Annotated in this window: 21 protein-coding genes; 12 read left to right on the top strand and 9 right to left on the bottom strand. The window is 44.4% G+C overall.

All coding sequences use genetic code 11. From position 1 onward, the window contains the following. The first annotated feature begins 3 nt into the window (after positions 1-3). The 4 genes from DB520_RS21015 to hemL all read left to right on the top strand — a co-directional run bounded on the left by DB520_RS21015 (position 4) and on the right by hemL (position 5,772). Complete coding sequence (locus DB520_RS21015; protein ID WP_114751741.1) at positions 4-1,011, top strand: ligase-associated DNA damage response exonuclease; 1,008 nt, start codon at positions 4-6, stop codon at positions 1,009-1,011. Between the two features lie 54 nt (positions 1,012-1,065). Next, complete coding sequence (gene guaA, locus DB520_RS21010; protein ID WP_114751740.1) at positions 1,066-2,595, top strand: glutamine-hydrolyzing GMP synthase; 1,530 nt, start codon at positions 1,066-1,068, stop codon at positions 2,593-2,595. Positions 2,596-2,803: 208 nt separating this feature from the next. Next, a complete protein-coding gene (locus DB520_RS21005; RefSeq protein ID WP_157972181.1) occupies positions 2,804-4,474 on the top strand; it encodes an ABC transporter substrate-binding protein in 1,671 nt (556 codons plus the stop codon). A 5-nt stretch (positions 4,475-4,479) separates the two neighbouring features. Then, a complete protein-coding gene (gene hemL / locus DB520_RS21000; RefSeq protein WP_114751836.1) occupies positions 4,480-5,772 on the top strand; it encodes a glutamate-1-semialdehyde 2,1-aminomutase in 1,293 nt (430 codons plus the stop codon). A gap of 83 nt (positions 5,773-5,855) precedes the next feature. Here the strand turns inward: hemL and DB520_RS20995 are convergent, their stop codons facing one another. Then, positions 5,856-6,377: a DUF4168 domain-containing protein gene (locus DB520_RS20995; protein WP_232835082.1), complete on the bottom strand. Its 522-nt coding sequence runs from the start codon at positions 6,375-6,377 to the stop codon at positions 5,856-5,858. Between the two features lie 74 nt (positions 6,378-6,451). Between DB520_RS20995 and DB520_RS20990 the strand changes: the two genes are divergently transcribed. Next, complete coding sequence (locus DB520_RS20990) at positions 6,452-6,805, top strand: Spx/MgsR family RNA polymerase-binding regulatory protein (protein ID WP_114751738.1); 354 nt, start codon at positions 6,452-6,454, stop codon at positions 6,803-6,805. Between the two features lie 175 nt (positions 6,806-6,980). Here DB520_RS20990 and DB520_RS20985 read toward each other — a convergent pair whose 3' ends face one another. The 4 genes from DB520_RS20985 to DB520_RS20970 form a co-directional block, all read right to left on the bottom strand. Continuing rightward, positions 6,981-7,937, bottom strand: a complete 957-nt coding sequence (locus DB520_RS20985; RefSeq protein ID WP_232835080.1) for a sugar phosphate isomerase/epimerase family protein — start codon at positions 7,935-7,937, stop codon at positions 6,981-6,983. A 24-nt stretch (positions 7,938-7,961) separates the two neighbouring features. Beyond that, the gene (locus tag DB520_RS20980; protein WP_114751737.1) at positions 7,962-9,461 is read right to left on the bottom strand and encodes a DUF1501 domain-containing protein; all 1,500 of its coding nucleotides are present in this window, start codon (positions 9,459-9,461) and stop codon (positions 7,962-7,964) included. A 1-nt stretch (position 9,462) separates the two neighbouring features. Next, positions 9,463-12,207 carry a DUF1553 domain-containing protein gene (locus tag DB520_RS20975; protein ID WP_114751736.1) on the bottom strand — a complete coding sequence of 915 codons (2,745 nt, stop codon included), beginning with the start codon at positions 12,205-12,207 and terminating at the stop codon, positions 9,463-9,465. A 172-nt stretch (positions 12,208-12,379) separates the two neighbouring features. After that, positions 12,380-16,315, bottom strand: a complete 3,936-nt coding sequence (locus DB520_RS20970) for a glycosyltransferase (RefSeq protein WP_114751735.1) — start codon at positions 16,313-16,315, stop codon at positions 12,380-12,382. Positions 16,316-16,489: 174 nt separating this feature from the next. Between DB520_RS20970 and DB520_RS20965 the strand changes: the two genes are divergently transcribed. Beyond that, positions 16,490-17,779: a glycoside hydrolase family 2 TIM barrel-domain containing protein gene (locus DB520_RS20965; RefSeq protein ID WP_114751734.1), complete on the top strand. Its 1,290-nt coding sequence runs from the start codon at positions 16,490-16,492 to the stop codon at positions 17,777-17,779. Between the two features lie 124 nt (positions 17,780-17,903). Here DB520_RS20965 and DB520_RS20960 read toward each other — a convergent pair whose 3' ends face one another. Then, positions 17,904-18,389, bottom strand: coding sequence for a copper resistance protein NlpE N-terminal domain-containing protein (locus DB520_RS20960; protein ID WP_114751733.1), 486 nt, complete (start codon positions 18,387-18,389; stop codon positions 17,904-17,906). Beyond that, positions 18,373-19,341 (bottom strand): NAD-dependent epimerase/dehydratase family protein, encoded by a 969-nt coding sequence (locus DB520_RS20955; RefSeq protein ID WP_114751732.1) that lies wholly within the window; start codon positions 19,339-19,341, stop codon positions 18,373-18,375. The genes DB520_RS20960 and DB520_RS20955 overlap by 17 nt, the downstream gene beginning before the upstream one ends. A 155-nt stretch (positions 19,342-19,496) precedes the next feature. On the opposite strand from DB520_RS20955, the gene kbl reads away from it, so the two are divergent. After that, complete coding sequence (kbl, locus tag DB520_RS20950) at positions 19,497-20,693, top strand: glycine C-acetyltransferase (RefSeq protein WP_114751833.1); 1,197 nt, start codon at positions 19,497-19,499, stop codon at positions 20,691-20,693. Between the two features lie 309 nt (positions 20,694-21,002). On the opposite strand, the gene dusB is transcribed toward kbl, so the two are convergent. Continuing rightward, positions 21,003-21,992: a tRNA dihydrouridine synthase DusB gene (gene dusB, locus DB520_RS20945; RefSeq protein ID WP_114751832.1), complete on the bottom strand. Its 990-nt coding sequence runs from the start codon at positions 21,990-21,992 to the stop codon at positions 21,003-21,005. 151 nt (positions 21,993-22,143) lie between these two features. Here dusB and DB520_RS20940 point away from each other — a divergent pair, with 151 nt between their 5' ends. From DB520_RS20940 to DB520_RS20920, 5 genes are read left to right on the top strand one after another with little or no spacing between them, the layout of a single operon-like run. Then, complete coding sequence (locus DB520_RS20940) at positions 22,144-23,088, top strand: CPBP family intramembrane glutamic endopeptidase (protein ID WP_114751731.1); 945 nt, start codon at positions 22,144-22,146, stop codon at positions 23,086-23,088. Then, positions 23,081-23,287 carry a putative signal transducing protein gene (locus DB520_RS20935; protein ID WP_114751730.1) on the top strand — a complete coding sequence of 69 codons (207 nt, stop codon included), beginning with the start codon at positions 23,081-23,083 and terminating at the stop codon, positions 23,285-23,287. Before DB520_RS20940 ends, DB520_RS20935 begins: the two co-directional genes overlap by 8 nt. Further along, positions 23,271-24,110: a phosphatidate cytidylyltransferase gene (locus DB520_RS20930; protein WP_114751729.1), complete on the top strand. Its 840-nt coding sequence runs from the start codon at positions 23,271-23,273 to the stop codon at positions 24,108-24,110. The genes DB520_RS20935 and DB520_RS20930 overlap by 17 nt, the downstream gene beginning before the upstream one ends. 48 nt (positions 24,111-24,158) lie before the next feature. Next, entirely contained in the window at positions 24,159-25,436 is a 1,278-nt protein-coding gene (locus DB520_RS20925) for a Glu/Leu/Phe/Val family dehydrogenase (protein WP_114751728.1), read from the top strand. A gap of 50 nt (positions 25,437-25,486) precedes the next feature. Further along, complete coding sequence (locus tag DB520_RS20920) at positions 25,487-26,152, top strand: phosphatidylserine decarboxylase family protein (protein WP_114751727.1); 666 nt, start codon at positions 25,487-25,489, stop codon at positions 26,150-26,152. Position 26,153: 1 nt separating this feature from the next. On the opposite strand, the gene DB520_RS20915 is transcribed toward DB520_RS20920, so the two are convergent. Beyond that, complete coding sequence (locus DB520_RS20915; protein WP_114751726.1) at positions 26,154-26,582, bottom strand: hypothetical protein; 429 nt, start codon at positions 26,580-26,582, stop codon at positions 26,154-26,156. Between the last annotated feature and the right edge of the window lie 98 nt (positions 26,583-26,680).

Genomic DNA, 26,680 nt, shown 5'->3' with positions numbered 1-26,680 from the left:
TCAATGGCGCTTTTAGAACTGCATGACCATGGACTTTACTGCCCTCAGGCAGACATTTACATAGACCCATGGAAACCCGTGGATAAAGCCGTGATCACCCATGCACATGCCGATCATGCAAGGTGGGGGATGAAAAACTATCTAGCCCACCATCAATCTGAAGGAATCATGAGATATAGGCTGGGTCAGGACATCCGTTTGCAGACCCTGCCCTATGGGGAAGCTATATCGGTAAATGGGGTTAAGGTTTCCCTGCATCCTGCCGGTCATATTCCTGGTTCCGCTCAGGTGAGGTTTAGCTACAAAGGAGAGGTAGCTGTAGTGACCGGGGACTTTAAGACAGAATCCGATGGGGTAAGTACTCCTTTCGAACCTTTGAGGTGCGATCTGCTTGTTTCTGAATGTACCTTTGGCCTTCCTATATACAGGTGGGAAAACCAAGCTAAAGTGATGGATAAAATCAACGTATGGTGGGCCAATAACGCAGCGGCCGGAAGGTGTTCTGTGCTTTTTACCTATGCTTTAGGTAAGGCACAACGTATTCACCATCACTTAGACCCAAATACAGGTCCTGTTTATTTACACGGAGCGATATGGAATACCCACCAAGCATTGTCTTCGGATGGGTTTATATTTCCAGAAGCCAAAAAGGTAAGCCAGGATCTTCCAAAATCTGTTTACAGAAATGCTTTGATCATTGCTCCTCCATCTGCAGCGGGAACACCCTGGATGAAGAAGTTTTCGCCCTACCGAACCGGCATTTGCTCAGGCTGGATGCAGGTTAGGGGTGCCAGGAGACGAAGGGCGGCGGATGTGGGTTTTGTGGTCTCCGACCATGCAGATTGGCCCGGCCTGAATGCGGTTGTACAGGCCTCAGGTGCAGGGGAAGTTTTCCTCACCCATGGATACACGGATTCCTTTGCAAGGCATTTGTGCGAACAGGGTATTAATGCCAAGGTACTTGAAACCCTTTTTATGGGAGATTCCGCAGATGGGGATGCTGCGGAGTAAAACGAAAACTCCATAATTTTTTCGGGATTTCCACAAGGCTGCTTACATTTGCGCATGGCAGAACAGATTTTGATCTTAGATTTTGGTTCTCAATATACCCAACTGATTGCTCGAAGGGTGAGGGAGCTTAACGTATATTGTGAAATACACCCCTATAATAAAATCCCTACCCTTAGCGATGACATCAAAGGAATTATTCTTTCCGGAAGCCCTTGCTCCGTAAGGGATGAAGGCTCCCCAGATTTGGATTTTGGCCGATTGAGGGGTGAAATCCCAATTTTAGGAATTTGCTACGGAGCACAACTCATGGCTCAAAAATATGGGGGTAATGTAGCCCCCTCTGAAATACGGGAGTACGGCAGGGCCAACCTAAGCCACCTGGATATGCATTCGGAATTGTTTAAAGAAATGACGCATGGTTCCCAGGTATGGATGTCCCATGGGGATACTATCAAGGAGCTTCCGAAGGGCTTCGATATTATTGCAGGAACGCCATCCGTAAGAATAGCTGCTTACAAGGTACAGGGGGAGCAAACCTACGGTATACAGTTTCACCCCGAGGTTACCCACAGCGCCGAAGGAAAAAACCTGTTGAGAAACTATGTGGTTCATATCTGTGGATGTTCCCAAGATTGGACTTCGGATGTATTTATCGATGCCACTATAGAGGAACTTAAGAAGACCATTGGCGATGACAAAGTAGTCATGGGTCTTTCTGGTGGGGTTGACAGCTCCGTAGCCGCCACTTTGATAGACAGGGCAATCGGTGAAAACCTCACTTGTGTTTTTGTGGACAATGGCCTATTGCGTAAAAATGAATATGAGGAAGTATTGATCTCCTATAAGGATATGGGGCTCAATGTGATAGGTGTAGATGCAAAGCAAAAGTTCTATACTGCCCTAAAGGATATTTCAGACCCCGAAGGTAAACGTAAAGCCATAGGAAGGACCTTTATAGAGGTCTTTGATGAGGAGGCACATAAAATTGAGGGCGTAAGATGGTTGGGACAAGGCACCATTTATCCGGACGTGATTGAATCGGTTTCCGTCAATGGCCCCTCAGCCACTATCAAGTCCCACCACAATGTGGGTGGCTTGCCGGAATTCATGAAATTAAAGGTGGTGGAACCCTTGAAAACCCTTTTTAAGGACGGAGTAAGAGAAGTAGGCAGGGCCTTGGAAATCCCCGAAAACATCATTGGTAGGCATCCCTTTCCGGGGCCAGGCCTAGCCATACGCATATTGGGCGATATCACACCGGAAAAGGTAGCTACTCTACAAGAGGTAGATCATATTTTCATACAAGGTTTGCGAGAGTCAGGTCTTTATGACCAGGTTTGGCAGGCCGGAGCAATTCTCTTGCCTATACAGTCTGTAGGGGTGATGGGGGATGAAAGAACTTATGAAAGAGTGGTGGCCTTGAGAGCAGTGTCTTCTGTGGATGGGATGACTGCGGATTGGGTACACCTTCCCTATGAGTTTCTTGGGAAGATTTCCAATGACATCATCAACAAAATTAAAGGGGTTAACAGGGTGGTTTATGACATCAGTTCCAAACCTCCTGCAACCATAGAATGGGAGTGAAAAACTGAGTGGTTTAGAACCTTAATTTTTTTTTCTAAACATCGCTTTAATTTTTCGGAAAACTCTGCCTAATGCCTCTCATTGGGAGAGAGTTCTTGGTGCTTTCTGAATTGGGTGTGGGATTTAGGTTAAAAACCATTAATTTCGCGTCGGTTAAAAATGAAAAGGTATAATAGTTGTAGCAATGATTTTCAAAAACATAATGCCCATGAAATCCTTTTCTTTTTCTTTGGTTTTTCTTTATCTGCTGTTAAGTGTGCACTCTCTTCTAGCCCAGTCAGCTTTGGAGAATTACCATGAGGGGATAGGGCTTTTAGAAGGAGAACAGTATCAAGAGGCCATGGAGCTACTTAGGCCTTATATGGATGAGCAAAGGTACGGTGAGCTCAGTCCTTTTGCCACCTTCCACTTTTCCAAAGCGGCATTGGGAAACAGACAGTTTGAGCTTGCCAAAACTGCCCTAAAACAACTATTGGAGGAAGGCACCTGGCAGAAAATGGATGAAGCCCGATATCTGTTGGCCTTGGTGAATTTTGAGCAGAACAAACCCAATGAGGCTTTGCCAATTATCCAGAATATAGAATCCGAAGAACTTCAAATGGAAGCCTATAGAGCATCCTTCAACTACCTCAAAGGGGTACCCTCCAGTGTTCTTATGGTGCAATATGAACAGTTTGGGGAAAACCTTGGTTTGTTGATGGCTTTGAGGGAACAGTTGGTGGATAAAACCTCGCTTTCTTCCCAAGAGAAGGCAGTTTTTGAAAAAATTAAGGACATCCAACTTCCTGGAAAGGAAGAGGAGGTAGTTCAAAGAGAGATCAACGAGACCTTGGAAGTTGCCATTGTTTTGCCGTTCAACTATAATGGGGGCTCGGGTGTAAAAAGGCTCGAGTCCAATAATTTTGTTTTTGAACTGTACAGGGGAATTACCCTTGCTTTGGAAAATGCCAAGAGCAGGAACTTGGATTTAGAAATTAAGACATTCGATACCGAGAGAAATCCAGATCGTGTAGCAGGAATTCTCCAGGATCCTTTTTTTAAAAAGGCAGATGTAATCATTGGTCCTATCTATCCGGAGGAGGTAGAGGCCGTTTCGGAATATGCCCAGAAATGGGGGATTCCTTTTGTGAACCCTTTGTCCAATATTGGTGAGCATTTATCCTCCACAGGCCATTCTTACCTTTTTAGGCCTTCGGTGGAGGCCATTACGGATAATATGGTTAAATATATTAGAAACCTTGGGGACAAGAACAGGATAGCTGTAGCCTATTCGGGCACCTCCAGAGATGAGCTCCTGGCCAAAAGTTTCGAGGAAAAGGCAAGGAGCATGGGGTATCAACTGGCAACCGTACAAAAGGTAGAAGGCAGGGCTATGCGGGATTTTTTCGAAAGCATAGGATTGATGGAGAGTGGGGGGAGTAGAAAAGCAGATGTACTGGTAATTTTCTCCGATGACCCCAACGTGGCCTCACCTACCTTTTCCTTGGTGGAATCCTCCAGCTCTTCCATACCTGTAGTCGTTATGGACAGTTGGTTATACTTTAATTTTGCCAGTTATGAAATGATGGAAGCCCAAGATTTTCACTTTATAAGCAACAACAGCCTACGTCTAGGAGACCAAGAAATCGATAGATTTAGGGAGGACTTTTTCGATAGGTATAAAAGCTTTCCTGGGTTAAATGCATACCTTGGCTATGAGCTGGTGTATTTAATCACAGAGGTGATCAATGTACAAAAAGGATTTGATTTCAGGGAAAACCTGAAATCCTCAGATTTTATTTCGGGTAAGCTAACCTTTGGGTTTGATTTTACACAAAACAGTTCCAATAACTATGTTCCTATTTTAAGGTTGGAAGAAGGTGTGTTGGTAATAGAATGATGCAAATGAATATCAAGAATAGTAAAAATTTATTTTCCCAAGCAAAGCAGTTTATTCCTGGAGGCGTGAATTCGCCGGTAAGGGCATTTAAGGCAGTAGGTGGGGATCCTCTTTTTATCAAAAGTGCAAATGGTGCCTACCTTTATGACGAGGACGATAATGCCTATATTGAGTTGATCAATAGCTGGGGACCCATGATTTTGGGCCACAATCACCCGGATGTTCGTGAGGCAGTGGTAAAAGCTATAGCAGGTGGAACCTCCTTCGGTGCCCCCACAGCGAGAGAGGTGGAAATAGCAGAACTCATCTGCAGCATGGTTCCTTCTATTGAAAAAGTTAGGATGGTGAACAGCGGCACGGAGGCTACTATGTCTGCCATTAGGGTAGCAAGAGGTTACACCGGCAGAGATAAGTTCATCAAGTTTGAAGGAAACTATCATGGACATGGAGACTCTTTTTTGATAGCCGCAGGCTCAGGAGCCATGACTATGGGCACCCCCAATTCTCCTGGTGTTACCACTGGTACCGCGATGGATACCCTGTTAGCCCCCTACAATGATTTAAGTGCCGTAAAATCCTTGGTTGAAGCCAATAAGGACGAAATTGCAGCCATCATTTTAGAACCGGTGGCGGGAAACATGGGATGTGTGTTACCAGCACCTGGGTTTTTGGAAGGACTAAGGGGTTTATGTGATGAGGAAGGCATAGTGCTAATTTTTGATGAGGTAATGACCGGGTTCCGACTTTCAGCAGGCGGCGCCCAGGAATTGTTGGGGGTGAAACCCGACATGACCACTCTCGGGAAGATAATTGGGGGAGGAATGCCGGTAGGTGCATATGGAGGAAGAAAAGAAATCATGGAATATGTGTCTCCGGATGGTCCTGTCTACCAAGCTGGGACACTTTCCGGGAATCCCATGGCTATGGCTGCGGGTTTTGCCATGCTTAAGCAATTAAGCGAACATCCAGAAGTCTACAGTAAATTAGAGACCACTGGGGGAAAACTGGTGGAAGGCATAAAAGATAGCTTAAAAAAATTGAACCTCTCTTTTACAGTCAACCACCTAGGGAGTATGTATAGTTTGTTTTTTACAGATTTGAAGGTGAAGGACTTAACTACTGCTCAAAGCTGTGATACAGCACTTTTTGGGAAGTATTTCCAGGCTATGTTGCATAGGGGAGTTTATTTAGCCCCTTCCCAATTTGAAAGTCTGTTTCTTTCCACCGCATTGGAGGAGAAGGAAATAGCGCATGTAATTGAAGCTAACGAGGATTCTTTGAAGGAAATTTTAAGCTAAATATTTTAATCAATCTAGGCAAAAAAAGAAAGGCCGGTTGTAAAACCGGCCTTTCTTTTTACTGAAAACTGAGAATCAATAATTTATTCCAGATCACCTATCATAGAATCAATTTTCTCCTTCACCTTTGGGCTTTGATTGTAAGCCACAGACATTTCCTGAAACTTCTGTACATCCATGTCATTTTCAGCGATAGTTTTTTGCATCTCCTGATTGGTTTCCTCTTGAACTTTCATGACTTCTTGACCAGCCTCGTTAAACTTGGCAATTTCTTCTGGATCCTCAGATACATCGGTAATATTTCCAGATTGTTGGGCTTGGGCAAGCATTTGAAACCTTTCCACGTCTATCCCATGTTCCTCGATGGCATTCATCATTTTTTGTTGAGCCTGCTCTTGGAGGGGGATCATTTCCATATTGATTTTTACAAACTTCTCATATTCATCATCACTGAATTCATCATTTACTTGTTGTTGTTGGGGGTTTGGCAATTGCTGAGCCATCACGCCAAAAGCAAAACAAAAGGATAAAAGGATGGAGAATGAGAAAACTTTTGATAATTTTGAATAAGACATCACATCTAATACGTTATAATTTAACTTCATTTTGGAAGATTAAAATTGCAATTATTATTCCAAAAATTGAAAATTATTACGTTAATTAAAGTTAATTAAGGTTTATGAGTTCAAAAATCTTCGGAATCAAGAATTGTAACACCATGAAAAAAACCATTAATCTATTTGAAAAAGAAGGTTTTTCCTATGAATTTGTGGATTACAAAAAGCAAAAGCCAAGCTTGGAACTACTAGAAAAATTTTTGAAAAAATTGGATTTAGACCAAGTTGTGAACAGAAAAGGGATGACATATAGGAAGCTTACAGAGGAGGAAAAAGCCCAAACTGAGAACCCCAAAACCGCAATCCCTCTGCTCCAGGAGAAAAGCAGTATGATCAAGCGCCCAATAATTGAATTCCCTAATGGAGAGCTGCTAGCCGGCTTTGACGAAGAAGCCATACTGGCCAAGGGGAAGTAAGAATGGGCTGAAGCCTTAGTTGCACTAAGGGATTTTGGTAAAGAACCTCCTGAGGATATGTTGGCTTCTGACAAAGAGCAAATGTCGTGTCTTGACTCCTTTAGTTTCAGCTCCTGACCAGGGTACCAAGACACGACGTTATATTTACATCCAAAGTAAGGGTTTAATCTTTCTATTATACCAAATTCACAGTTCGCCACATGGCCTTGGAGGTGGCGGCCAGTGCCTTATCGTCTTCCATTTCGTTGAGGGCCCTATTGAAAGGTTCCGCTCGCACGGGTCCGTCATACCCGATATCGATCAGCCCTCCAACAAAACCCTTTAAGTCTATCAGGCCGCTGTCACCGGGCAACTGTCGCTCCCCATCTATCTGCTCTTCCACAGACCTGCCTGCAGTGGCATCATTAAGGTCACAGGTTACTACCTGTTCGTTTTTTAGCCCCTTGATGTCGTCCACAGTCTCTTTGCTGCAATACCAATGAAAACTGTCCAATTGTAACCCAACTCCCTTCACATCAATGGCATCCACCAATTCCAACATTTCTTTCATGGTACCCACAAAAGGGTAGCGGTTCCTGATTTTTAAGGTTTTTGTACCCACATACTCTAGACCCAATCGTATATTATGGGCATGTAGCACTTTGGCCACTTCCCTCAGCCGCTGTTTATGTTGTTCAAAGTTTTGGGAATAGGTCAGCTCATCGTGGGAAGGCATTATCCAGGTATTCATCCGTGTTACATTGGCACTTTGCAAGGCTTTTGCTATGCCAGGCAACTCTTTCATCCCTTCTAAGAAAGTGGCATTGTCCTTTCTGAATTCTACAGGTAGTCCCGCAGCATCCCAAGTCAATCCCTTTTCCTGCATTTTCCCTAATAAACTTTCCAAGGCAGTGGCATCCATTTTCTTGATCTGATCGGGAATTGGGATTACGGCTTCAAAACTATGGTTGACGGCCTGCTCCAGTAGCTTCTTCTGGTCTGACTTAACTCCTATGGCAAAAGGATGAAGACTTATGCGGAACTTTCGTTCTGCCACTGAGAATGTATGGGGTATTGCAAAGGAGGGTACAGATAATCCAGCTCCTACCAGGGTCCCGAGGGCCAAAAATTTTCTTCGGTTTATTTGGTTCATTGTCTTTTTGAAAATAGGTTTAATTTAAGCTAATATAGGATGGATCAATTCCCCTTCTACGTCAGTAAGTCTGAAGGGCCTCCCCTGGAAATCAAAGGTGAATTTTTCGTGATCATATCCCAACAAGTGTAAGATGGTGGCGTGGATATCATGTACTGACACTTTTCCCTCCACGCCGGAAAAGCCAATCTCATCCGTGAGTCCATGAGAGGCTCCTTTCTTGATGCCTCCCCCGGCCAGCCACATGGTAAAGGTGTCCACGTGATGGTCTCTGCCTTTAAAGCTTTGGGTTTTTCCCTCCCGGTTTTCCTGCATGGGAGTCCTCCCAAATTCACCTCCCCACACCACGAGGGTGTTATCCAATAATCCTCTTTGCTTTAGGTCCATCAGCAAGGCACTCATGGGGCGATCTATTTCGGTACATTTGTCCTTCATTCCTAGGTCTATGGCCGTACTCTTATCCGTCCCATGCGCATCCCAACCCCAGTCAAAGAGTTGGACGAAACGCACCCCCTTTTCTACCAATTTCCTTGCTAAAAGGCAATTGTTGGCAAAAGATTCCTCACCTGGTTGAGTCCCATACATTTCATGGATATATTGAGGTTCATTTTGGATGTCCATCACCTCAGGTACCTCTATCTGCATCCGGTAAGCCATCTCGTACTGATTGATACGGGCAAGAATCTCTGGGTCTGCGTAATCCTCAAATTCCTCTTGGTTGATACGGTTGATGGTGGAAATGGTCTCCTTTTTTAAGTCCCTGGGCATACCCTTAGGATCATCTATATAGAGAACGGGATCTCCCTTAGACCTGCACTGAACGCCTTGGTAAACAGAAGGTAAAAAACCACTGCCCCAAACCGATTTACCCGCATCCGGGGTTTTCCCCCCTGAGGTGAGTACCACAAACCCCGGTAAATTCTGGTTATCAGACCCCAGGCCATAGGTGACCCATGAGCCTAAACTAGGCCTTCCCAACCTAGGGCTTCCGGTATGCATAAAAAGTTGAGCAGGCCCATGGTTAAACTGATCGGTATGTACAGCTTTTAAAAATGCCACATCATCAGCTACCTTTTTGAAGTGGGGCAGATAGTCAGATACCCAAGCTCCGGATTGACCTACTTGCTCAAAGGAGGCTTGAGGTCCCAACAGGTTGGGTTGTCCCCGTATAAAGGCAAACTTCCTACCCTGCAACAGCGATTCAGGGCAAGCCTGGTTGTGGAGCTTTTGTAATTCGGGTTTATAATCGAACATTTCCAACTGGGAAGGGGCCCCCGCCATATGTAAATAAATCACTGATTGGACTTTAGAGGAAAAAGGAGGTGAGACCGGCGATAAGGGATTCAGGTCCCTCTCACTAAGGTTCAACCCTTTTGGGGGATTTCCGGAGTCGCAGCTAAAGAAAAGGCTACCCATAGCAATTCCACCAAAACCTGCTGCGCACTCCTTGAGAAAGTGTCTTCGGCTTTTTACCTGAGCATTCCGCGTAAGTTGCTCTTGCCATAATTTCTCATATCTGTCCATATCAAGATTTTGTTAGAAATTCGTCCAAATTCATGATGGCATTGGCCACCACTGTCATTGCTGCCAATTCTGCGGTCTTTTCCGAAGACTCCTCCGCAAATACAAGGAAATCCTCCATCGCTTCTGGATCTTCTTTAAAATCTTCTAAAGCAATATGAAACAAGCCCTCCAAATGGTCTAACTGAGAAGAACTTGGTTTTTTACCAAGGGAATGCTCATAGGCAATCGCCAATTTATCCCTGAAAGTCCCCTTGTGTGTGTTGGCCTGCTTGGCCAGATAATAGGCGGTTTCGAGGTAAACAGGGTCATTAAGGGTGACCAAAGCTTGTAAAGGGGTATTGGTGACCGTTCGGTTTACTAGGCAAACCTCTCTACTAGCAGCATCAAAGGTCATAAAGGAGGGATAAGGACTGGTTCTCTTCAGGAAGGTATAAATTGCTCTTCTATACCGGTCCTCACCTTCACTAGTTTCCCAATTTTCCCCATTATAAACGGTTTGCCATACCCCTTTAGGTTGTGGAGGCATTACGCTTGGTCCATACATTTTTTTGCTCAATAGTCCAGATACCGCCAGGGCTTGGTCCCTTACCTGTTCTGCACTTATTCTAAATCTTGGCCCCCGTGCATAAAACTTGTTTTCAGGGTCCACTTCATGAAGGTGCGGGTTACTTTTGGAACTTTGTCGGTAGGTGCTGGAAATGACTATGTCCTTGATTAATCCTTTTAGTTGCCAATTGTGTTCGTTCATCAGCCTCCAAGCCAGCCAGTCAAGTAATTCCTGGTGAGATGGAGGGTCGGACTGCGTGCCCATGTCCTCTATGGTGGACACTAAGCCTCTTCCAAAAAGCTGGGACCAAATTCGGTTGACAACCGTTCTGGCGGTGAGAGGGTTTTCTTTGTCAGTAAGCCAATAAGCTAGGCCCAATCTGTTTTGAGGCCATTCCTCTTTCCAGGCACCGAGGCTGCTAGGGGTGTTGGGACCCACCCTGTCTCCGTGAAGCAGCCAGTTTCCCCTTTCAAAAACATGGGTTTCCCTTTTCATGAAATCCGGGTTTTCTATCAGGATAGGAACCGTAGAGGTGGCTGTGTTCAACAACTCGTCAAAAGTTTCGCTTAGTGCTTTTTGCTGGGGGCCTTCTCCAGGCAGTGCAGGTACAAAGGCCATCCAGTTGATGGCACTGCTGGTTTGTTCGGGTTTCAGGGAAGGGTTTTCCATGTGGAGATAGAGATCCACTCTACCCTTAACGGGTTTAAAGGGGAATTTCTTAATTACCCGCCCATCTGTTTTGTTCAAGGTAAACTGACTAAGGATTTCTCCATCTGGTCCGTCTTTTCGGATGGTCAACCTATTTCCATCATTTCCAGTCCAATAATTCAAATAAATAAAGGGCGCGCCACCAGTAAGTGCATTTCTCAGGTAACAAGAGCCATCATGCCATAGGCCCAACCACTTGGTGTCTATTAATTCTCCCTTGTCAAAATCTTCACAATTGTGTGCATGGTATTTAGGTTCTTGGTACAGAAGGAAATCTTCGAAATACTGGGCATCTGCACCAGAAGCGTTTTTTTCTGCCCATTCCTTTATGGATGCGACTTTTTTTGCCTCTTCTTCTTCGTAAAACTTCAGCTTCGGCTCCTCCCCATGTGTGTCTTCGTCCCTGGTATTGTTAAAGAATGCCATCAGTTGAAAATATTCATCGTGCTTAAAGGGGTCATAGGGATGGCTATGGCATTGTACACAGGCTATGGTGGTGGATTGCCAAACTTCAAAGGTAGTATTGGTACGGTCCATTACCGCTGCAACCCTAAACTCCTCGTCTTCTGTACCTCCTTCATCATTGTTCATGGTGTTTCTGTGAAATGCGGTAGCGGTAAGCTGATCCAAGCTTGGATTGGGCAGGAGGTCACCAGCTAATTGCTCTACGGTAAATTGGTCAAAAGGCATGTCTTGGTTAAAGGCCTTGATTACCCAATCCCGGTATGCCCAAATCTTCCTGCTAACATCACGTTCATATCCTTTGGTGTCTGCGTACCTTGCCAAGTCCAACCACCAAGATGCCCATTTTTCCCCATAGGTTTCTTGGTCAAGCAAGGTGTCAACGAGGTCGCTGTAAGAGATTTTCCCATTTAAGTAATCTTTCCTGAGGTCTTGGGAAAGTGGCAGCCCTGTTAAATCAAGACTTAGCCTTCGTGCCAAAGTGGCTGGGTCTGCCTCGGGTGAAGGGGTTAGGTTCAATTCAGCCAACCTGTCCATTATAAAACTGTCGATGCCGTTTTTGACAAAATCTCCTTCTTCCTTATTCCCAAAGCTTGCCTCCAGTTTTTTGGAGTTGTTTTCAGGAGCCATTACGGGTGAATAGGCCCAGTGGCTGCCCCATTCGGCACCTTGGTCTATCCATTTGCTGAGGGTTTCTATTTCTTTCTCGGAAAGTGGAGGCCGGTCATAAGGCATGCGAAGTTCGGGGTCTTTTTCGTGCAGCCTTTTGATCATTTCACTTTTTTTGGCATTTCCGGGAAGGATAGCAGGCACTCCGGATTCAGTTGCCGATTTGGCCTCTTCCTCAAACAAAAAGCTCAGTCCCCCATTTTTCTTCACGCCGCCGTGGCAGGAGATACAGTGTTTATTGAGTATGGGTTTAACGTCCGCACTGAAATCCACCTTTTCCTCGTGCCCCAATTGCCACAAAATAATCCCCGACAGAAATAGCAGGCTGGACGCAAATATATATGGAAATTTTTTTATCATGCAGTTCCTAAAATACGGATTTTTCCGTCTGCATGCAACTCCTTTTTTGTTGGCTGCTCCCTAGGAGGTTTAATGGTTTTCCTTTCATTTGTATCCCAAACTTAAGGTTACTTTCTGAAAGGAAAACCAGCATTAATTAAGGTCTTAATTGCCTTGGTGTTTTTTTACAGTTTTATTCATTCTGGCCAATGATCAAGGGCCTTGATGCGGTAACCACATTATCCTTGGAATCAGTGGCATACACATATATTCTGTAATCGCCCCCCCCCTTGGGGACTTGAATTTTAACGTATTGGTTGTCCAACAAAGACTCTGTGAGGATAGATTTTTCTTCCCATTTGTTTTGGTCATAAACCTCCCAATGATAGGTAAGCGTGTCTTGATTGTTATTGGTAGTGGCTGCGGATAGCCAGAAGGATTCGCCAGGCCGGGCAGCATTCCAATGACTGACTATTGTCAAGTCTGCAAACTGGTCTTCTTCGATTGGTGCTCCTGTCCAAGCTCTCTTCAGGTAACTATACGCAGGTTTGATCCTGCCCTCATAATCACTGATGCCAAACCAGGTAGCGGTTCCTTCGTACCTATCCCTCCAGCTAAAAGCGAGTCCTCCCAGGTTATCCCCCTTAGAGTTAGCGATATATTCATCCCATTGTTTTTCATACCATTCGGCTTTTCTCAAGGAGGAAAGTTCAATGAGGAGGCTGTCATTCCAAAAATCCCCAAACTCGCGATTCCAATAGCCTTTAGGTCCGAATTCCGTCACAGCATAAGGGCGTAGACTATCTAAGGAGGTAAACATTTGATTTAATGTAGAAATATTTTCCTCGTAATAAGAATTTATGCCTATAACATCTATTGATGGAGCAAAATTTTTGAAATCTAAAATTGTGGAAATCAATCGGTAGTGGTCATGTTCTTCGGAGGAAAAAACTGGCCTTTCCGGATCGATTTCTTGAATAGCTTGTGCCAATTCCTCCAAGAATTCCAGGTATGCCCTTCTATTGAGTGTCAGGTAGGGTTTGGCATAGTGTTTTTTTAATAGCCCATAGGTTTCATTACCAATATTCCAGGCAATAATAGAGGGGTTGTCCAGATGCTTTTTGACGTTTTTCAACACTTTCTTTTTATAGGCCTGCACAGTGGATTTATCCTTTAGAAAATCTGTTTTAGGGTCAAACCAAAAGCCATACATTACCTTAAGGTCAAATTCCTCAGCGGTTTTCAGGATGTTGCTGTCATAGATGCTGGGTTGGTACCTTCTGATCGTATTTGCTCCCATCTCTTTTATTTTGGCAAAATCTTCCCTTACCTGCTTCCTGCTTAATGGGAAGAATCCATCATGCCAATCATGTCCTGCATTGTAGCAAATCCCCCGCATATAGAAATCTTCACCGTCCACTTTCCAAACAAAGTCTCCAGGTTCACCTTCTATGCTTTTTGATTTTTTCCGCTGAGCCTTTTCAGCATTGGTTTTTGGAGGTAGATTGTTCACCAACGAGCGCTGAAGGGTTTTGATGACTGCTGCTAATTCCTCCATGTCAAACTTCCAATCAATAAATGCTTCTTGGGGAGTAGGCCTCCAGGGGGTAATCCAATTTTTATCTATATCGCTATAGAAAAATACGATCGATTTAATTTCTGGAAATTTTGTTTTGATGAGGTTCAAAGACTCTTGGTTCCAATCCCTAGCGGTATTTCCATAGGAGGTGGAACCGAACTCCGCAAGCATTACGGGCAATTCTATGTCTTTTTCATTCAGTTTCTCTTTGAAAGGCAGGTAGATGTCTGTGAATTCTACATTGGTAGAATCAGGACTGGCTTTTCCATAGTTGAGAGCGGTGAGACTCACCCAGTCCACGTATTGAGTCACAGATCCGTTTTCCCCATAAGGAAAATAGTCATCTATGCCATCTACAGACCAAGGGCTCCACACCCAAGAAACATTATGTGCACCTAATGAGTCAAACCTATAGTGAACATACTTCCAGGCTTCCTTAAATTCCTCAGCAGTATTGTTTCCCGTTTTTGACCACGGATACATGGGGTTTTCCATCTCATGGGCAAACCTCAAAAACACAGGAGATTTTAATTCCCTTAATGCCAGTGCCATGCTATCCACATAAGCGTCAAAATATCCCTCCGTGATGTTCTTAAAAACTTTCTTGTTTGTGGAAATAAGTGGGTGGTCGGAATATTGGCCAAATTTATTGGTAAAAGGTTCCCAAGTTATCATAGGAATTGCACCCTTTTCAACTATAAATTTCCATTTTTCTGTTGGAAATTGCTCATTCCCCCAGGCAAGATAAGTCGAAATAATGGACCACTGGCTCTGAAGGCTTTCTTCAGTTTCGTTTAGAATACTTACATCAAAATCCTCATCAAACTCCGGAGAATAAATTCCTATGTAATCACCACCTACATTGGTAGCGGCCTGATGCTCGTCTGAACGGAAAATCTGGATACCCTTTTCAATTTTGAAATTGGAGTAAATTAAAATGGATGTGATCAAAAGACCAAGAAGGCTAATGGTCAGTGTGTTTTTTTGTAGCCTACCTATAAACCCATAATATATCCTTTCCACGATGGTGTTTTCCAAGGTCCTGAAAAGATCTTTTATCCTACTGATCAAGGTGTATTGTCCCACGAAAAAGGCCAGAGAAAATATGGCAAAGTTGATTAAGGAGAAACTTGCCATAAGCAGGCTATAGGGCTGCCAATCATAACTTAAGCCATACCAGGCCGTTCCTAGACAAAACAATGCCACCACCAGATTTGGAAGCCCTAACAACAATTCATTTTTTGAGGTATGTTCTTTCGGGGTAGGTATGTACGGCACTTTAATGTTTAAAAGCGTATAAAGAAAACCGATAATATAGATCCACCATGTACCTACTCTGACAATTCCTCCTAATAGATGCAACCCCCTTTCTTGGGGTTCATTTAGCCAATCTTGTGCCTTAAACCGAAACAACAGTGAACATACCAGAAATGGTGTGTAATAGGTAAAGAACGCGATAGGATTCATTAACCACGGGTAATTTCCAGTGATTAACGAATAGGCAGGAACGACAATGTCAATTAAGGTCACCAGTCCAAATAAATAATATATGGGCATTAAGCCATAATGAATTTTTTGTCTCCAGGAAAATTTGTTGAATAATTTTGGGAAAAGGTTTATCCATAAATCAAAGGAACCCCTACTCCATTTGAGTTGCTGGGAATAATAGGCGGAAAGACTAGATGGAACAAGTCCCCTAGATAGAATTTTGGGAATATAAACTGATTTCCAGCCCTTGGCATGAAGCAACATGGATGTATGCATGTCTTCGGTTAAACCCGGAGCATGACCGCCGATGGAATCAAGAGCAGACCTTCTGAAAGTACAGTTTGCCCCGATTGCTTGGGCGGTACCAAAATCGCTCATTGCGTTCATATAAGGACCATAAAAAAGGTAAGTTTGTTCGGCTGCTGCTCTAGCTATTAGCGATTCCTTTTGGTTGCCGTATGCTTGAACTACTTGCACATACCCTATCTGCGGATCCTCAAAAGGATGAAGGACTTCATCCAGGAAATCTGGAGTGGGGGCGTGGTCGGGGTCAAGAATCACACAAATCTCCCCTTTTGCCTGCTTCAGGGCGTTATTTATGTTTCCGGCTTTGGCATTTTCATGCGTGTCCCTAGTCACATGAACCACCCCAAGCCTTAAACATAACGCTTTAAGTTTTGGGTCATTGCCCTCGTCACAAAGATAGGTTTTATGCGGATAGCGCACCTCCACCATTGCCTTTAAGGTATCCCTGATCATATCAAATGGTTCTCCGGGACACGCAGTAGTAAACATGTCGACAGTGTATGTTCGGACAGTTTTACTCTTGCCATTTTTCTTTTTCAACCCACCAAAGTGGTACCACTCAAAACAAACTTTAAGTACTTTTAGACAAAGTCCGATGGTGAGCAAATAGTAGAGTACCACATGTCCCATCCCCACATTTGAGAAAAAATTGATTAAAAAATAGCCAAGTGAAAGGACTGAAATCACAAGTAAAATCTTGATTTTAAGCCCTTCTTTAAAAAATTCTCCCCCTCTTTTTCTTAATATAGATTCCATCAATAGTTTAATTTTTTAACTTCTCCCCTACAATAATTTAAAAGCATAATAAAATTTTAATTTTTCAAAATACAAAAAAGTATATTTGAAATACATTATTTTGTAAATATAATAGATATTTCTTAACTTTGAAAGAATAAACTAAGAGGATTTCGAAAAAATTAGGTGTTGGTCATGTGGAGAATAAAAGTGATTGGATTAATAGTGTTAGCGACTATTTTTGGATGTAGGGAAAATGAAAATCATGGTGAAAAAGTTGTAGAACTTCGACTTGAAGATGGAAGTTACCAATTATATAGGAATGGAGAACCCTACTATATTAGAGGAGGGGGTGGTACCGAGCACTTTGATGAATTGGCTAGAATCGGGGGGAATTCTGTAAGAACATGGAGCACCCATGAGGCAGGTAGAATATTAGACGAGGCCCACAAGCATGGGCTCACTGTCACGCTTGGAATAGAAATAGGAAAGGCAGCATGGGGGGAAGACTTTAACTACCTTAATTTCCGAGCAGTAAATCAAAAAGTGGAGGAGATAAAGGAGCTTGTAGAAAAGTATAAAGATCATCCTGCGCTGCTAATATGGGGTGTTGGTAATGAGGTTCACCTCCATGGAGGCAACAGGATTTTGGTATGCTACATGATCAATAAGATTGCCAAAATGATTCACGAAGTAGACCCTAATCATCCCGTAATGACTACCACCACTGCGGGTAAGCACTTGGGGAAGTATGGTTTTATGAGGATTTTGTGTCCTTACGTTGACATTTTGGGGATCAATGCTTTTGAAAGATTGCCGGATGTCGCAGATGATATGCGAAGTCCCACAGGTTGGGGAAAGGCTTACATTGTTTCCGAGTTCGGTTCTATAGGACATTGGGAAGTGAGAGATACGGAGTGGGGAGCCCACAAAGAATTAAGCACTACCGAGAAGGCACAAACAACGGCTGATTTTTGGGAAATAGTAAGTAGTGATAGAGAGATGGGCTTGGGAGGTTACGCATTTTATTGGGGGCATAAATATGAGATAACACATACTTGGTTTAGTCTTTTTTCTGAGGAAGGGTATAGGTCCGAATCTTTTAATATTTTGGAGAGCCAGTGGCTTGATTCGGATAGGGTTAATTTTGCCCCAAAAATCTATGGATTATCTATCCAACCACAAGACAGGGAGGACAACATTTACCTTGAGTCGGGACAGCAATATTTTGCAACCGTAGTGGCCGACGATCCTGAAGACGATCCACTGAACTATAAGTGGGAAATTCGGCATGATGGGATAACCGAACATATTCCTGGTAGGTTTGTGTACAACTATAACCATCTGTTTGAATCGGAACCTGACGCTGAGATTAGGTTTTCAGCCCCTGAGGAGGAAGGTACCTATAGGTTGTTTGTCTTCGTCCATGACGATAAAGGGAATTTTGCAAGTCATAACCTGCCATTCTACGTTTTGCTGAGATAAAAGGCTATATTCTAAATTGACATTTTTAAAGGCAGCCAAGCCAATTGTAACTCTTTTCGCTTGGCTGCCTCATTGATTAGTAGGAAAGGTACCCGTCCTTCCGCACCGACAGTATTTTGCACCCTTATCGGATTTTGATCAGTGTATAGTTGAATTCTGAGACCATTCGTCGATTTGCGGTATCCAACATTTCCAAGCCTCCTTCCTCATCTTGGATAAAGGACCGAGTGAGGTTCCCCTCCTCATCCATCAGTTTGATCACAAAGGCATTGGGGTTTCCTTCTATGCCGTAGCCCACTTCCAGTAGGCCTTTGGACAGGAAATTCCTGTCCCCGTCTTTGGTATCCAGGTAAGTTTCACTCAACTCATAAATTCGTTCGGTTTTCTCGGGGCTGTTTTCCAGTCTTAGCTCCATTTTGATTCCACGGCAGTCCGCGCAGGGAATGATTCCTTCATAGCTCAGCCAGGTAGCTGTTTCTTTTTCCAGAATAATTTCATCCTTAGGTGCAGGTAGGGGCGATTCCCCTTCATATCTTTCCTCGGTACTAGGACTGTCACATGCTATTATTAGAGAAAATATTAGGACTAAATAATTAATGTGGCTGTTCATATAAGTGGGGGAAATAGTTTGGAAGGTGAGAAAGCATGTCTTGGGTCATTTTAGGGAGGTCATAGGAAGGCCGCCACCCCCAGTGATCCCTGGCGTTCCGATCATCTATACTGCGCGGCCAGCCATCAGCGATGGCTTGGCGGTAATCCTGCTCATAGAGGATGTTGAATTCGGGCAAATGCTCTCGGATACTTTGATACACTTGCTCTGGGGTGATGCTCATAGCGGAGACGTTGTATGCAGAGCGGATTCTGATTTGGTTTTTGGGTGCCTCCATAAGTGCGAGCGTAGCCTTTATCGCATCGGGCATATACATCATGGGCAACAAGGTGTCTTTTTTTAAGAAACACGTAAAAGTTTTGCCTTCCAAAGCCTTATGGTAAATTTCAACGGCATAATCTGTAGTGCCACCACCAGGAAGGCTCTTGTATCCAATAAGCCCAGGATAGCGAAGGCTCCTGACGTCCACTCCATGTTTCAGGAAATAGTATTCGCACCACTTTTCACCGGCCTGTTTGGAAATACCATACACGGTCCGTGGATCCTGTATGCAATTTTGAGGAGTCTGATGCGAAGGGGTGTTGGGGCCAAATACAGCGATGGACGAAGGCCAGTATACCTTGCTCAATTTTTTTTCCCTTGCCAACTCCAAAACCGATAATAGGCTGTCCATATTTAGAGACCAGGCCTTGAGGGGTTGTTTCTCCCCCACTGCCGACAATATAGCTGCCAAATGATAAATCTGGGTGACTTTTTCTTTTTCGACTAGCATGGCAATTGACCGGGCATCCATCACATCCAAGGGCCGAAAGGGAATGCCTTTCAGAATTTTTTCAGCGGCGGGGTTGACATCGGTGGCGAGTACCGAATTTTCCCCGTAAGTTTCCGCAAGAGCAAGGGTAAGTTCAGAACCAAGTTGGCCACCGGCACCCGTTATCAATAGTTTCTCCATTCAATCAGGTTATCATGCCCATTTAAGGCTGCCATTCTTTTCGCAAAATGGCTATATTTGGGCAATGTTTCCTTACAAAATTACTAAAAGGATGCAAACCCCATGAGGGAAATCAAAATATCCTTGAAAAATGTTTTATTCCTAAACGAGTCAACATGTTCGAACAGCTCAGACCCCAATTGGCCCATACCCTAGAAGAGATTAAAGAAGCCGGATTATACAAAAAGGAGCGTATCATTATCAGTGCCCAAGGCCCCTTGATCCAGACCGAGGCTTCCGGGGAGGTTATGAATTTCTGTGCCAATAACTACCTGGGCTTGTCCTCTCACTCGAAGGTTATCAAAGCTGCTAAGGAGGCCATTGATTCACATGGATTTGGCATGTCTTCCGTCAGGTTTATATGTGGCACACAGGATATCCATAAAATACTCGAAGACAAAATTTCCGAGTTTCTGGGAATGGAGGATACCATTTTATATGCGGCAGCTTTCGATGCCAATGGAGGGGTATTCGAACCCTTATTTGGCCCCGACGACGCTATCATTTCGGATTCTCTGAACCATGCCTCCATCATAGACGGGGTCAGGCTTTGTAAGGCCATGCGCTTTCGCTACCAGAACAATGACATGGAGGACCTGGAAAAACAACTGCAGGAAGCCGATGCAAAAGGAGCCAAACAGAAAATCATCGTGACCGATGGGGTGTTCTCCATGGATGGCACTATCGCCCAATTGGACAAGATCGTCGAGTTGGCCGAACGCTATGAAGCCCTGGTCATGAGTGATGAGTGCCATAGTACAGGGTTTGTGGGCAAGACAGGACGTGGGGTACACGAGCTAAAAGGAGTAATGGGCAGGGTGGATATTATCACCGGCACTTTAGGCAAGGCGTTAGGTGGGGCATCTGGTGGATTTACCTCAGGGAGAAAGGAGATAATCGACCTGCTCCGTCAAAGATCCCGCCCCTACCTGTTCTCCAATACCCTTGCCCCGTCCATAGTGGGTGCTTCCATTGCGGTGTTCGATATGCTTTCTGAGACTACTGAACTGCGGGATAAGCTGGAGCAGAACACCCGTTACTTCAGGGAGGAAATGAGTAAGTCGGGTTTTGACATCAAGCCCGGGGAGCATGCGATAGTTCCCATAATGCTGTACGATGCAAAGCTAGCCCAAGAGATGGCCGATAAGCTGCTGGAAAAAGGCATTTATGTGATTGGATTTTATTATCCCGTGGTGCCCAAGGGCCAAGCCAGGATAAGGGTGCAGCTTTCTGCGGCCCATACACGAGAGCAACTGGATAAGGCCATAAAGGCGTTTAGGGAAGTGGGGGAGGAATTGGGAGTGGTTGGTTAGGGATAGCCAAAAGGCCATCTTTACCATTAGGTAGGAAGGTTGGGATACAGGCCTTCACACTAGGTTAGGAAGAGAGATGGGTAAGTTTGGGTTCTAGGGTAGAAAGAAACCACAGATTGGGATATGTGAATTAGGTTTCTTTCCATTGGCAAATACCAGCATCGAGATTCAGACGCTAGGTAGGTGTGGGAATGCAGTCATTTTCCGGTTTCTGGTCTTTATATCTTATGGTGAATTACCAAATCGGAATAACATGGTGATCCATAAGCCATCTGCATTTGTGTGCTGGGGTTTTGATTGCCTTTCAAATCAAAACTCATGATCCGCAAATACCTCTCCCACTTTATTCAATAAAGTGCAAACATGGCCATAATCTTCTGAAGTGACCAGTTCTGTTCGGTAAGGCTTAAAGTTGGGTATACCCCGGAAATAGTTAGTGTAGTGCCTGCGCATTTCCAGCAAGCCCAGTTTCTCCCCTTTCCACTCCACCGAAAAATCCAGGTGTTGCTTAGCCACCCTGATCCTTTCCCCCAGCGTTGGTGGTGGAAGTTGTTCACCCGTGGCAAAAAAATGCTTGATCTCGTCAAAAATCCAAGGATAACCTATGGATGCCCGGCCTATCATCATGCCGTCCACCTGGTATTTTTCCCGGTATTCGGCAGCACGCTCAGGGGAGTCTATATCCCCATTGCCAAAAACAGGAATTTTCAACCTAGGATTTTCCTTTACCTTGTTGAGGTATTCCCATCTGGCCTCGCCTTTGTACATCTGTTTGCGTGTTCGGGCATGGATGCTGATGGCCTGTATGCCTACATCCTGTAGTCGTTCGACCACTTCTACAATCCGGATGGTCTGCTCGTCCCAACCCAACCTGGTTTTCACCGTTACAGGGATTTTCACGGCCTTTACGATTTCCGCCGTCATGGCCACCATCTTGTCGATGTCCAAAAGAATCCCTGCACCGGCACCTTTGCAGGCCACCTTGTTGACGGGACAGCCATAGTTGATGTCCAGAATATCGGGTTGGGCCTCCTCCACAATGGCCGCCGCCTCCCGCATCGACTGGATCTCGTTGCCAAAAATCTGAATGCCTATTGGGCGCTCATAGTCGTAGATGTCCAGTTTTTGCACACTTTTGGCCGCATCCCTGATCAGTCCTTCTGAACTGATGAACTCGGTAAACATAAGGTCTGCGCCATTTTCCTTGCACACCGCCCTGAATGGGGGGTCACTCACATCCTCCATGGGGGCAAGTAACAAAGGAAACTCACCCAGCTCCAGATTTCCAATCTTGATCACAACTGATAATTTTTTCTGCAAAAATGGGGCTTTTTTATTTGATTTCAAGGTTTTACCCCCAAAGTATGCTAGGTAATTGATACAGATGATAGCAACAAGATTGTGATTTGGGCTTGTGGTGAAGGGTAATTCATGTAAATTTACTTCTCATATGGAAATATACAAACACAGAAAGGGGTTTCAAACGGAACTTCACTGGTTGCTTGCACTTATAGTTTTGGTGCTGATCGTCTTTGGTGTCCTTGCCATTTTGCAGACTGTATCTCTCTTTTTGGTTACCCAGCTTTTTGATATACCCATGGAGTCCATGATGAACCTGTTCGGTGGCAACCTTGACCATCCCAACGCCAGGTTGGCTTTATTGGTCATTCAGGGACTGGGTGGAGGAACGGCATTTCTGCTGGGAGGCTGGGTGTTCATGCACTTCGTGGATAAAAAAACAATGGTATGGCCCAAGCAATTGGAACGGACCAACCTCAACGGGTTGCTGATTCTACTGCCCTTGTTATTGGGGTTTATCCTTTTCAATTCCCTTTTTGTGTACCTGAACATGAACGTACAGTTTCCTGACTTCCTGGCTGAACTTGAAAAGGCCATGAGGGACAAGGAGGATGAGTTGATGAAACTCACCATTTATATTACCAACTTTGAGAATACCCTAGAGTTAATTGTGGGGGTTTTGGTCATAGGGGTAATCGCAGGAATAGGGGAGGAGTACCTTTTTAGGGGAATATTGCAACCTAAATTAAGAGATTATACCAGAAGTATACACTGGGGCATTTGGCTTAGTGCCTTTATTTTTTCCGCTATTCATTTCCAGTTTTACGGGTTTATTCCCAGGATGCTTTTGGGGGCTTTATTCGGATACCTATATGTATACTCGGGCAGCCTTGTTTACCCCATGCTGGCCCATATCCTTAATAATACCTTTACGGTGATCATGGTCCATTTGAACAAACAAGGCGTCGTGGAATTTAATTTGGAGGAGCCCGGGCAGTTGTATTGGCATTATATTTTAATAGGTTTAGTGCTTTTCGTGGTTAGTGCTTTCTATTTCGTTCTTCTTCACCGACGTAGATCCCCTGAAAATGGCTAATTGGCAAAAGGTGTATGAAACGGGTTCTCAAATCAGGGCCGAAATTATCAGAGGCGTATTGAATGAAAGGGGTATCACTGCTGTGGTGCTGAACAAAAAGGAATCGGTTTACCAGATTCATGGTAATTATGAGGTTATGACTTCTCCAGATGAGGTGGTCAGGGCTCTACAAATCATCGAACATGAAGTCACGTTTTAGCATCAGTAACTATAGCAACCTTGCCCAACGGGTAATCACAGCCATTATAGGGGCCACCATAGTGGTGGGCGGTTCCATTTATAACGAGTGGGCCTATTTTGGGGTGTTTGGCATTATTCTAATATTCACCCAAATGGAGTTTTACAAACTATCCGGTTTAGATGGAATGCTTCCTTTGAAGAGTTTCGGTACTTTTTTGGGGCTGGTGATTTTTGTTTTTACCTTTTTGGAGGAAATGAAAGTGATTCCTATAGCTTATTACTTTTTGGTTTTCCCATTAGTTTCCATGATTTTCTTCATCAAATTATACAGGAAATCAGACAAGAAACCCTTTACGGGTATTGCCTTTACCATTTTGGGCATCTTTTATGTGGCCATACCTTTTGCACTATTGACCATTGCGGCATTCTCGGTGGATAATACTTTCCATTACGAAATAGTGGTGGGCTGCCTGTTTATCCTATGGGCAAGCGATAGTGGAGCATATTTTGCGGGTACTAAGTTTGGTAAAACCAAGCTTTTTGAACGGGTATCGCCAAAAAAATCCTGGGAGGGAAGCTTAGGTGGTGCCGCCACCGCTGTGGTGGTGACTTATATCATGTCCGGTTATTTTACAGTCCTGCCCCAATGGCAGTGGTTTTGTATAGCGGCCATTATTATCATTGCCGGAACTTATGGAGACCTGATAGAGTCTCTCTTTAAGAGAAGCATAGCCATTAAGGACTCAGGCCGGGGATTACCTGGGCATGGGGGTTTTATGGATAGGTTTGACGGATTACTACTATCCACACCGTTCATCGTGGCCTTTTTGAAAATATTTTAATAATAAGGTCATTAAAAGTATTATTTTGCAACCAAGTAACAGGATCATATGGCATATATAGAACCAGCACCCATTAAAGACAAGGAGAACCCACTGGAATCCATGATGGAGCGTTTTAATATCGCTGCGGAAAAGCTGGGCCTTTCCGATGAGGTTTACAACGTATTGAAGAACCCTGCCAAACAAGTCATTGTTTCGGTACCCATTACCATGGATAATGGCAAGATCAAGGTTTTTGAGGGAATGCGGGTGGTGCATTCCAATATCCTTGGTCCGGCAAAAGGAGGTATTCGCTTCGCCCCGGACGTGCACCTGGATGAGGTGAAGGCACTGGCGGCATGGATGACATGGAAATGCGCTGTAGTGGATATCCCCTATGGAGGAGCTAAAGGCGGGGTGAGGTGTAATCCCAGGGAGATGTCCCAAGGAGAAATCGAAAGGTTGGTGCGGGCCTATACCCTGGCCATGATCAATGTGTTTGGACCCGATAAGGATATCCCCGCACCCGACATGGGCACAGGCCCTAGGGAAATGGCTTGGCTGATGGACGAGTATTCCAAAGCACACGGTATGACTGTAAATGCCGTAGTGACCGGTAAGCCACTTGTGCTTGGGGGTTCCCTTGGCAGGACAGAGGCTACCGGAAGGGGAGTGATGGTATCTGCCATGTCTGCAATGGCCAAGTTGAAGATCAATCCCTTTCAGGCCACTTGTGCCGTACAGGGTTTTGGAAACGTTGGGAGTTGGGCCGCCCAATTGCTGGAGGAAAGGGGATTGAAAATCATAGCGGTATCAGATGTTTCCGGTGCATATTTCAATGACAAAGGTATAGCCATTTCTGAGGCCATTGCCTACAGGGATGGGAATGGTGGAATTTTGGAGGGTTTTTCCGGTGCTGAGAAGTTAAGTTCCCCAGGCGAACTTTTGGAGCTGCAGGTGGACGTGCTGGTGCCCGCAGCGGTGGAGGATGTGATCACCATCAAAAACGTGGACAAAGTAAAGGCCAAACTGATCGTGGAGGGAGCCAATGGGCCTACTTCCTTCAAAGCTGACAAAATAATCAACCAAAAGGGGATAATGGCAGTTCCAGACATCTTGGCCAATGCCGGAGGAGTAACTGTCTCTTATTTTGAATGGGTACAAAACAGGCTGGGATACAAGTGGACTGCCGAGCGGGTAAACCGCAGGTCTGACAGGATCATGAAGGAGGCATTTGATTCGGTTTATGTCACCTCTCAAAAATATGAGGTGCCTTTGAGGATTGCGGCCTATATAGTGGCTATAGACAAGGTGGCTAAAACATATAATTACAGGGGAGGCTTTTAATCTTTGGATGATTCTGGTAAATTTATGTACTTATCAAAAACCTTTTTACAATGAGCATACACAAGGAAGGTAGAACGTTGTTGTTTTGGATGATGTTTTTTTTGGCGGCACTAAATTTTGGCCTGCATCAACTCCTGGAGGGTCAGGACACCTTGTTAAATTTGGTATTGCTGGGAAGTGTTGTGCTGTATCTACTGGTACTGCAGTTTTTCAGGAACCCCACCATCCCCATACCTAATGATCCCAACCTGGTTTATGCACCTGCTGATGGTAAAATTGTCGTGATCGAACCTACCGAGGAAGAGGAATACCTGAATGAAAAGCGCATACAGATTTCCATTTTTATGTCCCCAATCAATGTACATGTAAACAGGTCTCCCATTACCGGGGTGGTCAAATATTTCAAATATCACCCTGGCAAATACTTGGTGGCTTGGCATCCCAAATCCAGTACGGAAAACGAGAGGACCTCAATGGTTATTGAACAAGCCAACGGCTTGCAATTGATGGTCAGACAGATAGCAGGGGCAGTGGCCAGGCGTATAAAGTATTATGTAAAAGAAGGCGATCCAGTGGCTCAAGGGTATGAATTTGGGTTTATTAAATTTGGCTCTAGGGTGGATGTGTTTCTCCCGCTGGATGCCGAGCTTTTGGTGCAAGTCAATGACAGTACCCGCGCAGGAATTACCCCACTTGCCAAATTAAATCAGGAATAGTTTAGTTAGACCCGAATGTGTACCTGATTCCTATATTTCCTCTGAAATAGAGGAGTTCCGGCATATAATAAGGGGTGGCTTCAAGAACAAACGCAAAATTCCTGACATTTTCAAAGGGTTTCAAGCTCAGCAATATGGGGATACCCACCTTGCCGTTTTCAAAATCATCCAGACCCACCATAATCCCGCCGGAGAGGTTATAGTTCTCACTTTTTCTGATGGTATACTGCCCTATTATTTCCGCGCCAAAATAACGATTATACACATCCCCAGCGAGTAAACGCAGCTCTCCGAATAGTTGTTTTTCTGGATTGGATCCTATTCCTATCTGTGTAGTTTGAGCATTTTGATATACCCCGGCACTTATTTGTGCCTGAACGCCTTGGAAACTAAAAAGAAAAAACAGGAATAAAACAGATATCTTTTTCATCGTGAAAATTTGAATTTAAAAACTAAAAATAGGAATTATAGGAAGGATATCCAAAGGGATATTGAAATATGGAGCTTATGGATGAGGTTTTTGCATAA

Source organism: Pleomorphovibrio marinus, from assembly GCF_003347495.1.
GTDB lineage: Bacteria > Bacteroidota > Bacteroidia > Cytophagales > Cyclobacteriaceae > Pleomorphovibrio > Pleomorphovibrio marinus.
The sequence above is the reverse complement of the archived record's forward strand: the minus strand, read 5'-3'. Positions and strand labels throughout refer to the sequence as shown.

Coding starts and splice junctions, on each gene's coding strand:
- DB520_RS21015 (WP_114751741.1), top strand. CDS start 4: ATGGCGCTTTTAGAACTGCATGACCATGGACTTTACTGCCCTCAGGCA.
- guaA (WP_114751740.1), top strand. CDS start 1,066: ATGGCAGAACAGATTTTGATCTTAGATTTTGGTTCTCAATATACCCAA.
- DB520_RS21005 (WP_157972181.1), top strand. CDS start 2,804: ATGAAATCCTTTTCTTTTTCTTTGGTTTTTCTTTATCTGCTGTTAAGT.
- hemL (WP_114751836.1), top strand. CDS start 4,480: ATGAATATCAAGAATAGTAAAAATTTATTTTCCCAAGCAAAGCAGTTT.
- DB520_RS20995 (WP_232835082.1), bottom strand. CDS start 6,377: ATGAAGTTAAATTATAACGTATTAGATGTGATGTCTTATTCAAAATTA.
- DB520_RS20990 (WP_114751738.1), top strand. CDS start 6,452: ATGAGTTCAAAAATCTTCGGAATCAAGAATTGTAACACCATGAAAAAA.
- DB520_RS20985 (WP_232835080.1), bottom strand. CDS start 7,937: ATGAACCAAATAAACCGAAGAAAATTTTTGGCCCTCGGGACCCTGGTA.
- DB520_RS20980 (WP_114751737.1), bottom strand. CDS start 9,461: ATGGACAGATATGAGAAATTATGGCAAGAGCAACTTACGCGGAATGCT.
- DB520_RS20975 (WP_114751736.1), bottom strand. CDS start 12,207: ATGATAAAAAAATTTCCATATATATTTGCGTCCAGCCTGCTATTTCTG.
- DB520_RS20970 (WP_114751735.1), bottom strand. CDS start 16,315: ATGGAATCTATATTAAGAAAAAGAGGGGGAGAATTTTTTAAAGAAGGG.
- DB520_RS20965 (WP_114751734.1), top strand. CDS start 16,490: ATGTGGAGAATAAAAGTGATTGGATTAATAGTGTTAGCGACTATTTTT.
- DB520_RS20960 (WP_114751733.1), bottom strand. CDS start 18,389: ATGAACAGCCACATTAATTATTTAGTCCTAATATTTTCTCTAATAATA.
- DB520_RS20955 (WP_114751732.1), bottom strand. CDS start 19,341: ATGGAGAAACTATTGATAACGGGTGCCGGTGGCCAACTTGGTTCTGAA.
- kbl (WP_114751833.1), top strand. CDS start 19,497: ATGTTCGAACAGCTCAGACCCCAATTGGCCCATACCCTAGAAGAGATT.
- DB520_RS20940 (WP_114751731.1), top strand. CDS start 22,144: ATGGAAATATACAAACACAGAAAGGGGTTTCAAACGGAACTTCACTGG.
- DB520_RS20935 (WP_114751730.1), top strand. CDS start 23,081: ATGGCTAATTGGCAAAAGGTGTATGAAACGGGTTCTCAAATCAGGGCC.
- DB520_RS20930 (WP_114751729.1), top strand. CDS start 23,271: ATGAAGTCACGTTTTAGCATCAGTAACTATAGCAACCTTGCCCAACGG.
- DB520_RS20925 (WP_114751728.1), top strand. CDS start 24,159: ATGGCATATATAGAACCAGCACCCATTAAAGACAAGGAGAACCCACTG.
- DB520_RS20920 (WP_114751727.1), top strand. CDS start 25,487: ATGAGCATACACAAGGAAGGTAGAACGTTGTTGTTTTGGATGATGTTT.
- DB520_RS20915 (WP_114751726.1), bottom strand. CDS start 26,582: ATGAAAAAGATATCTGTTTTATTCCTGTTTTTTCTTTTTAGTTTCCAA.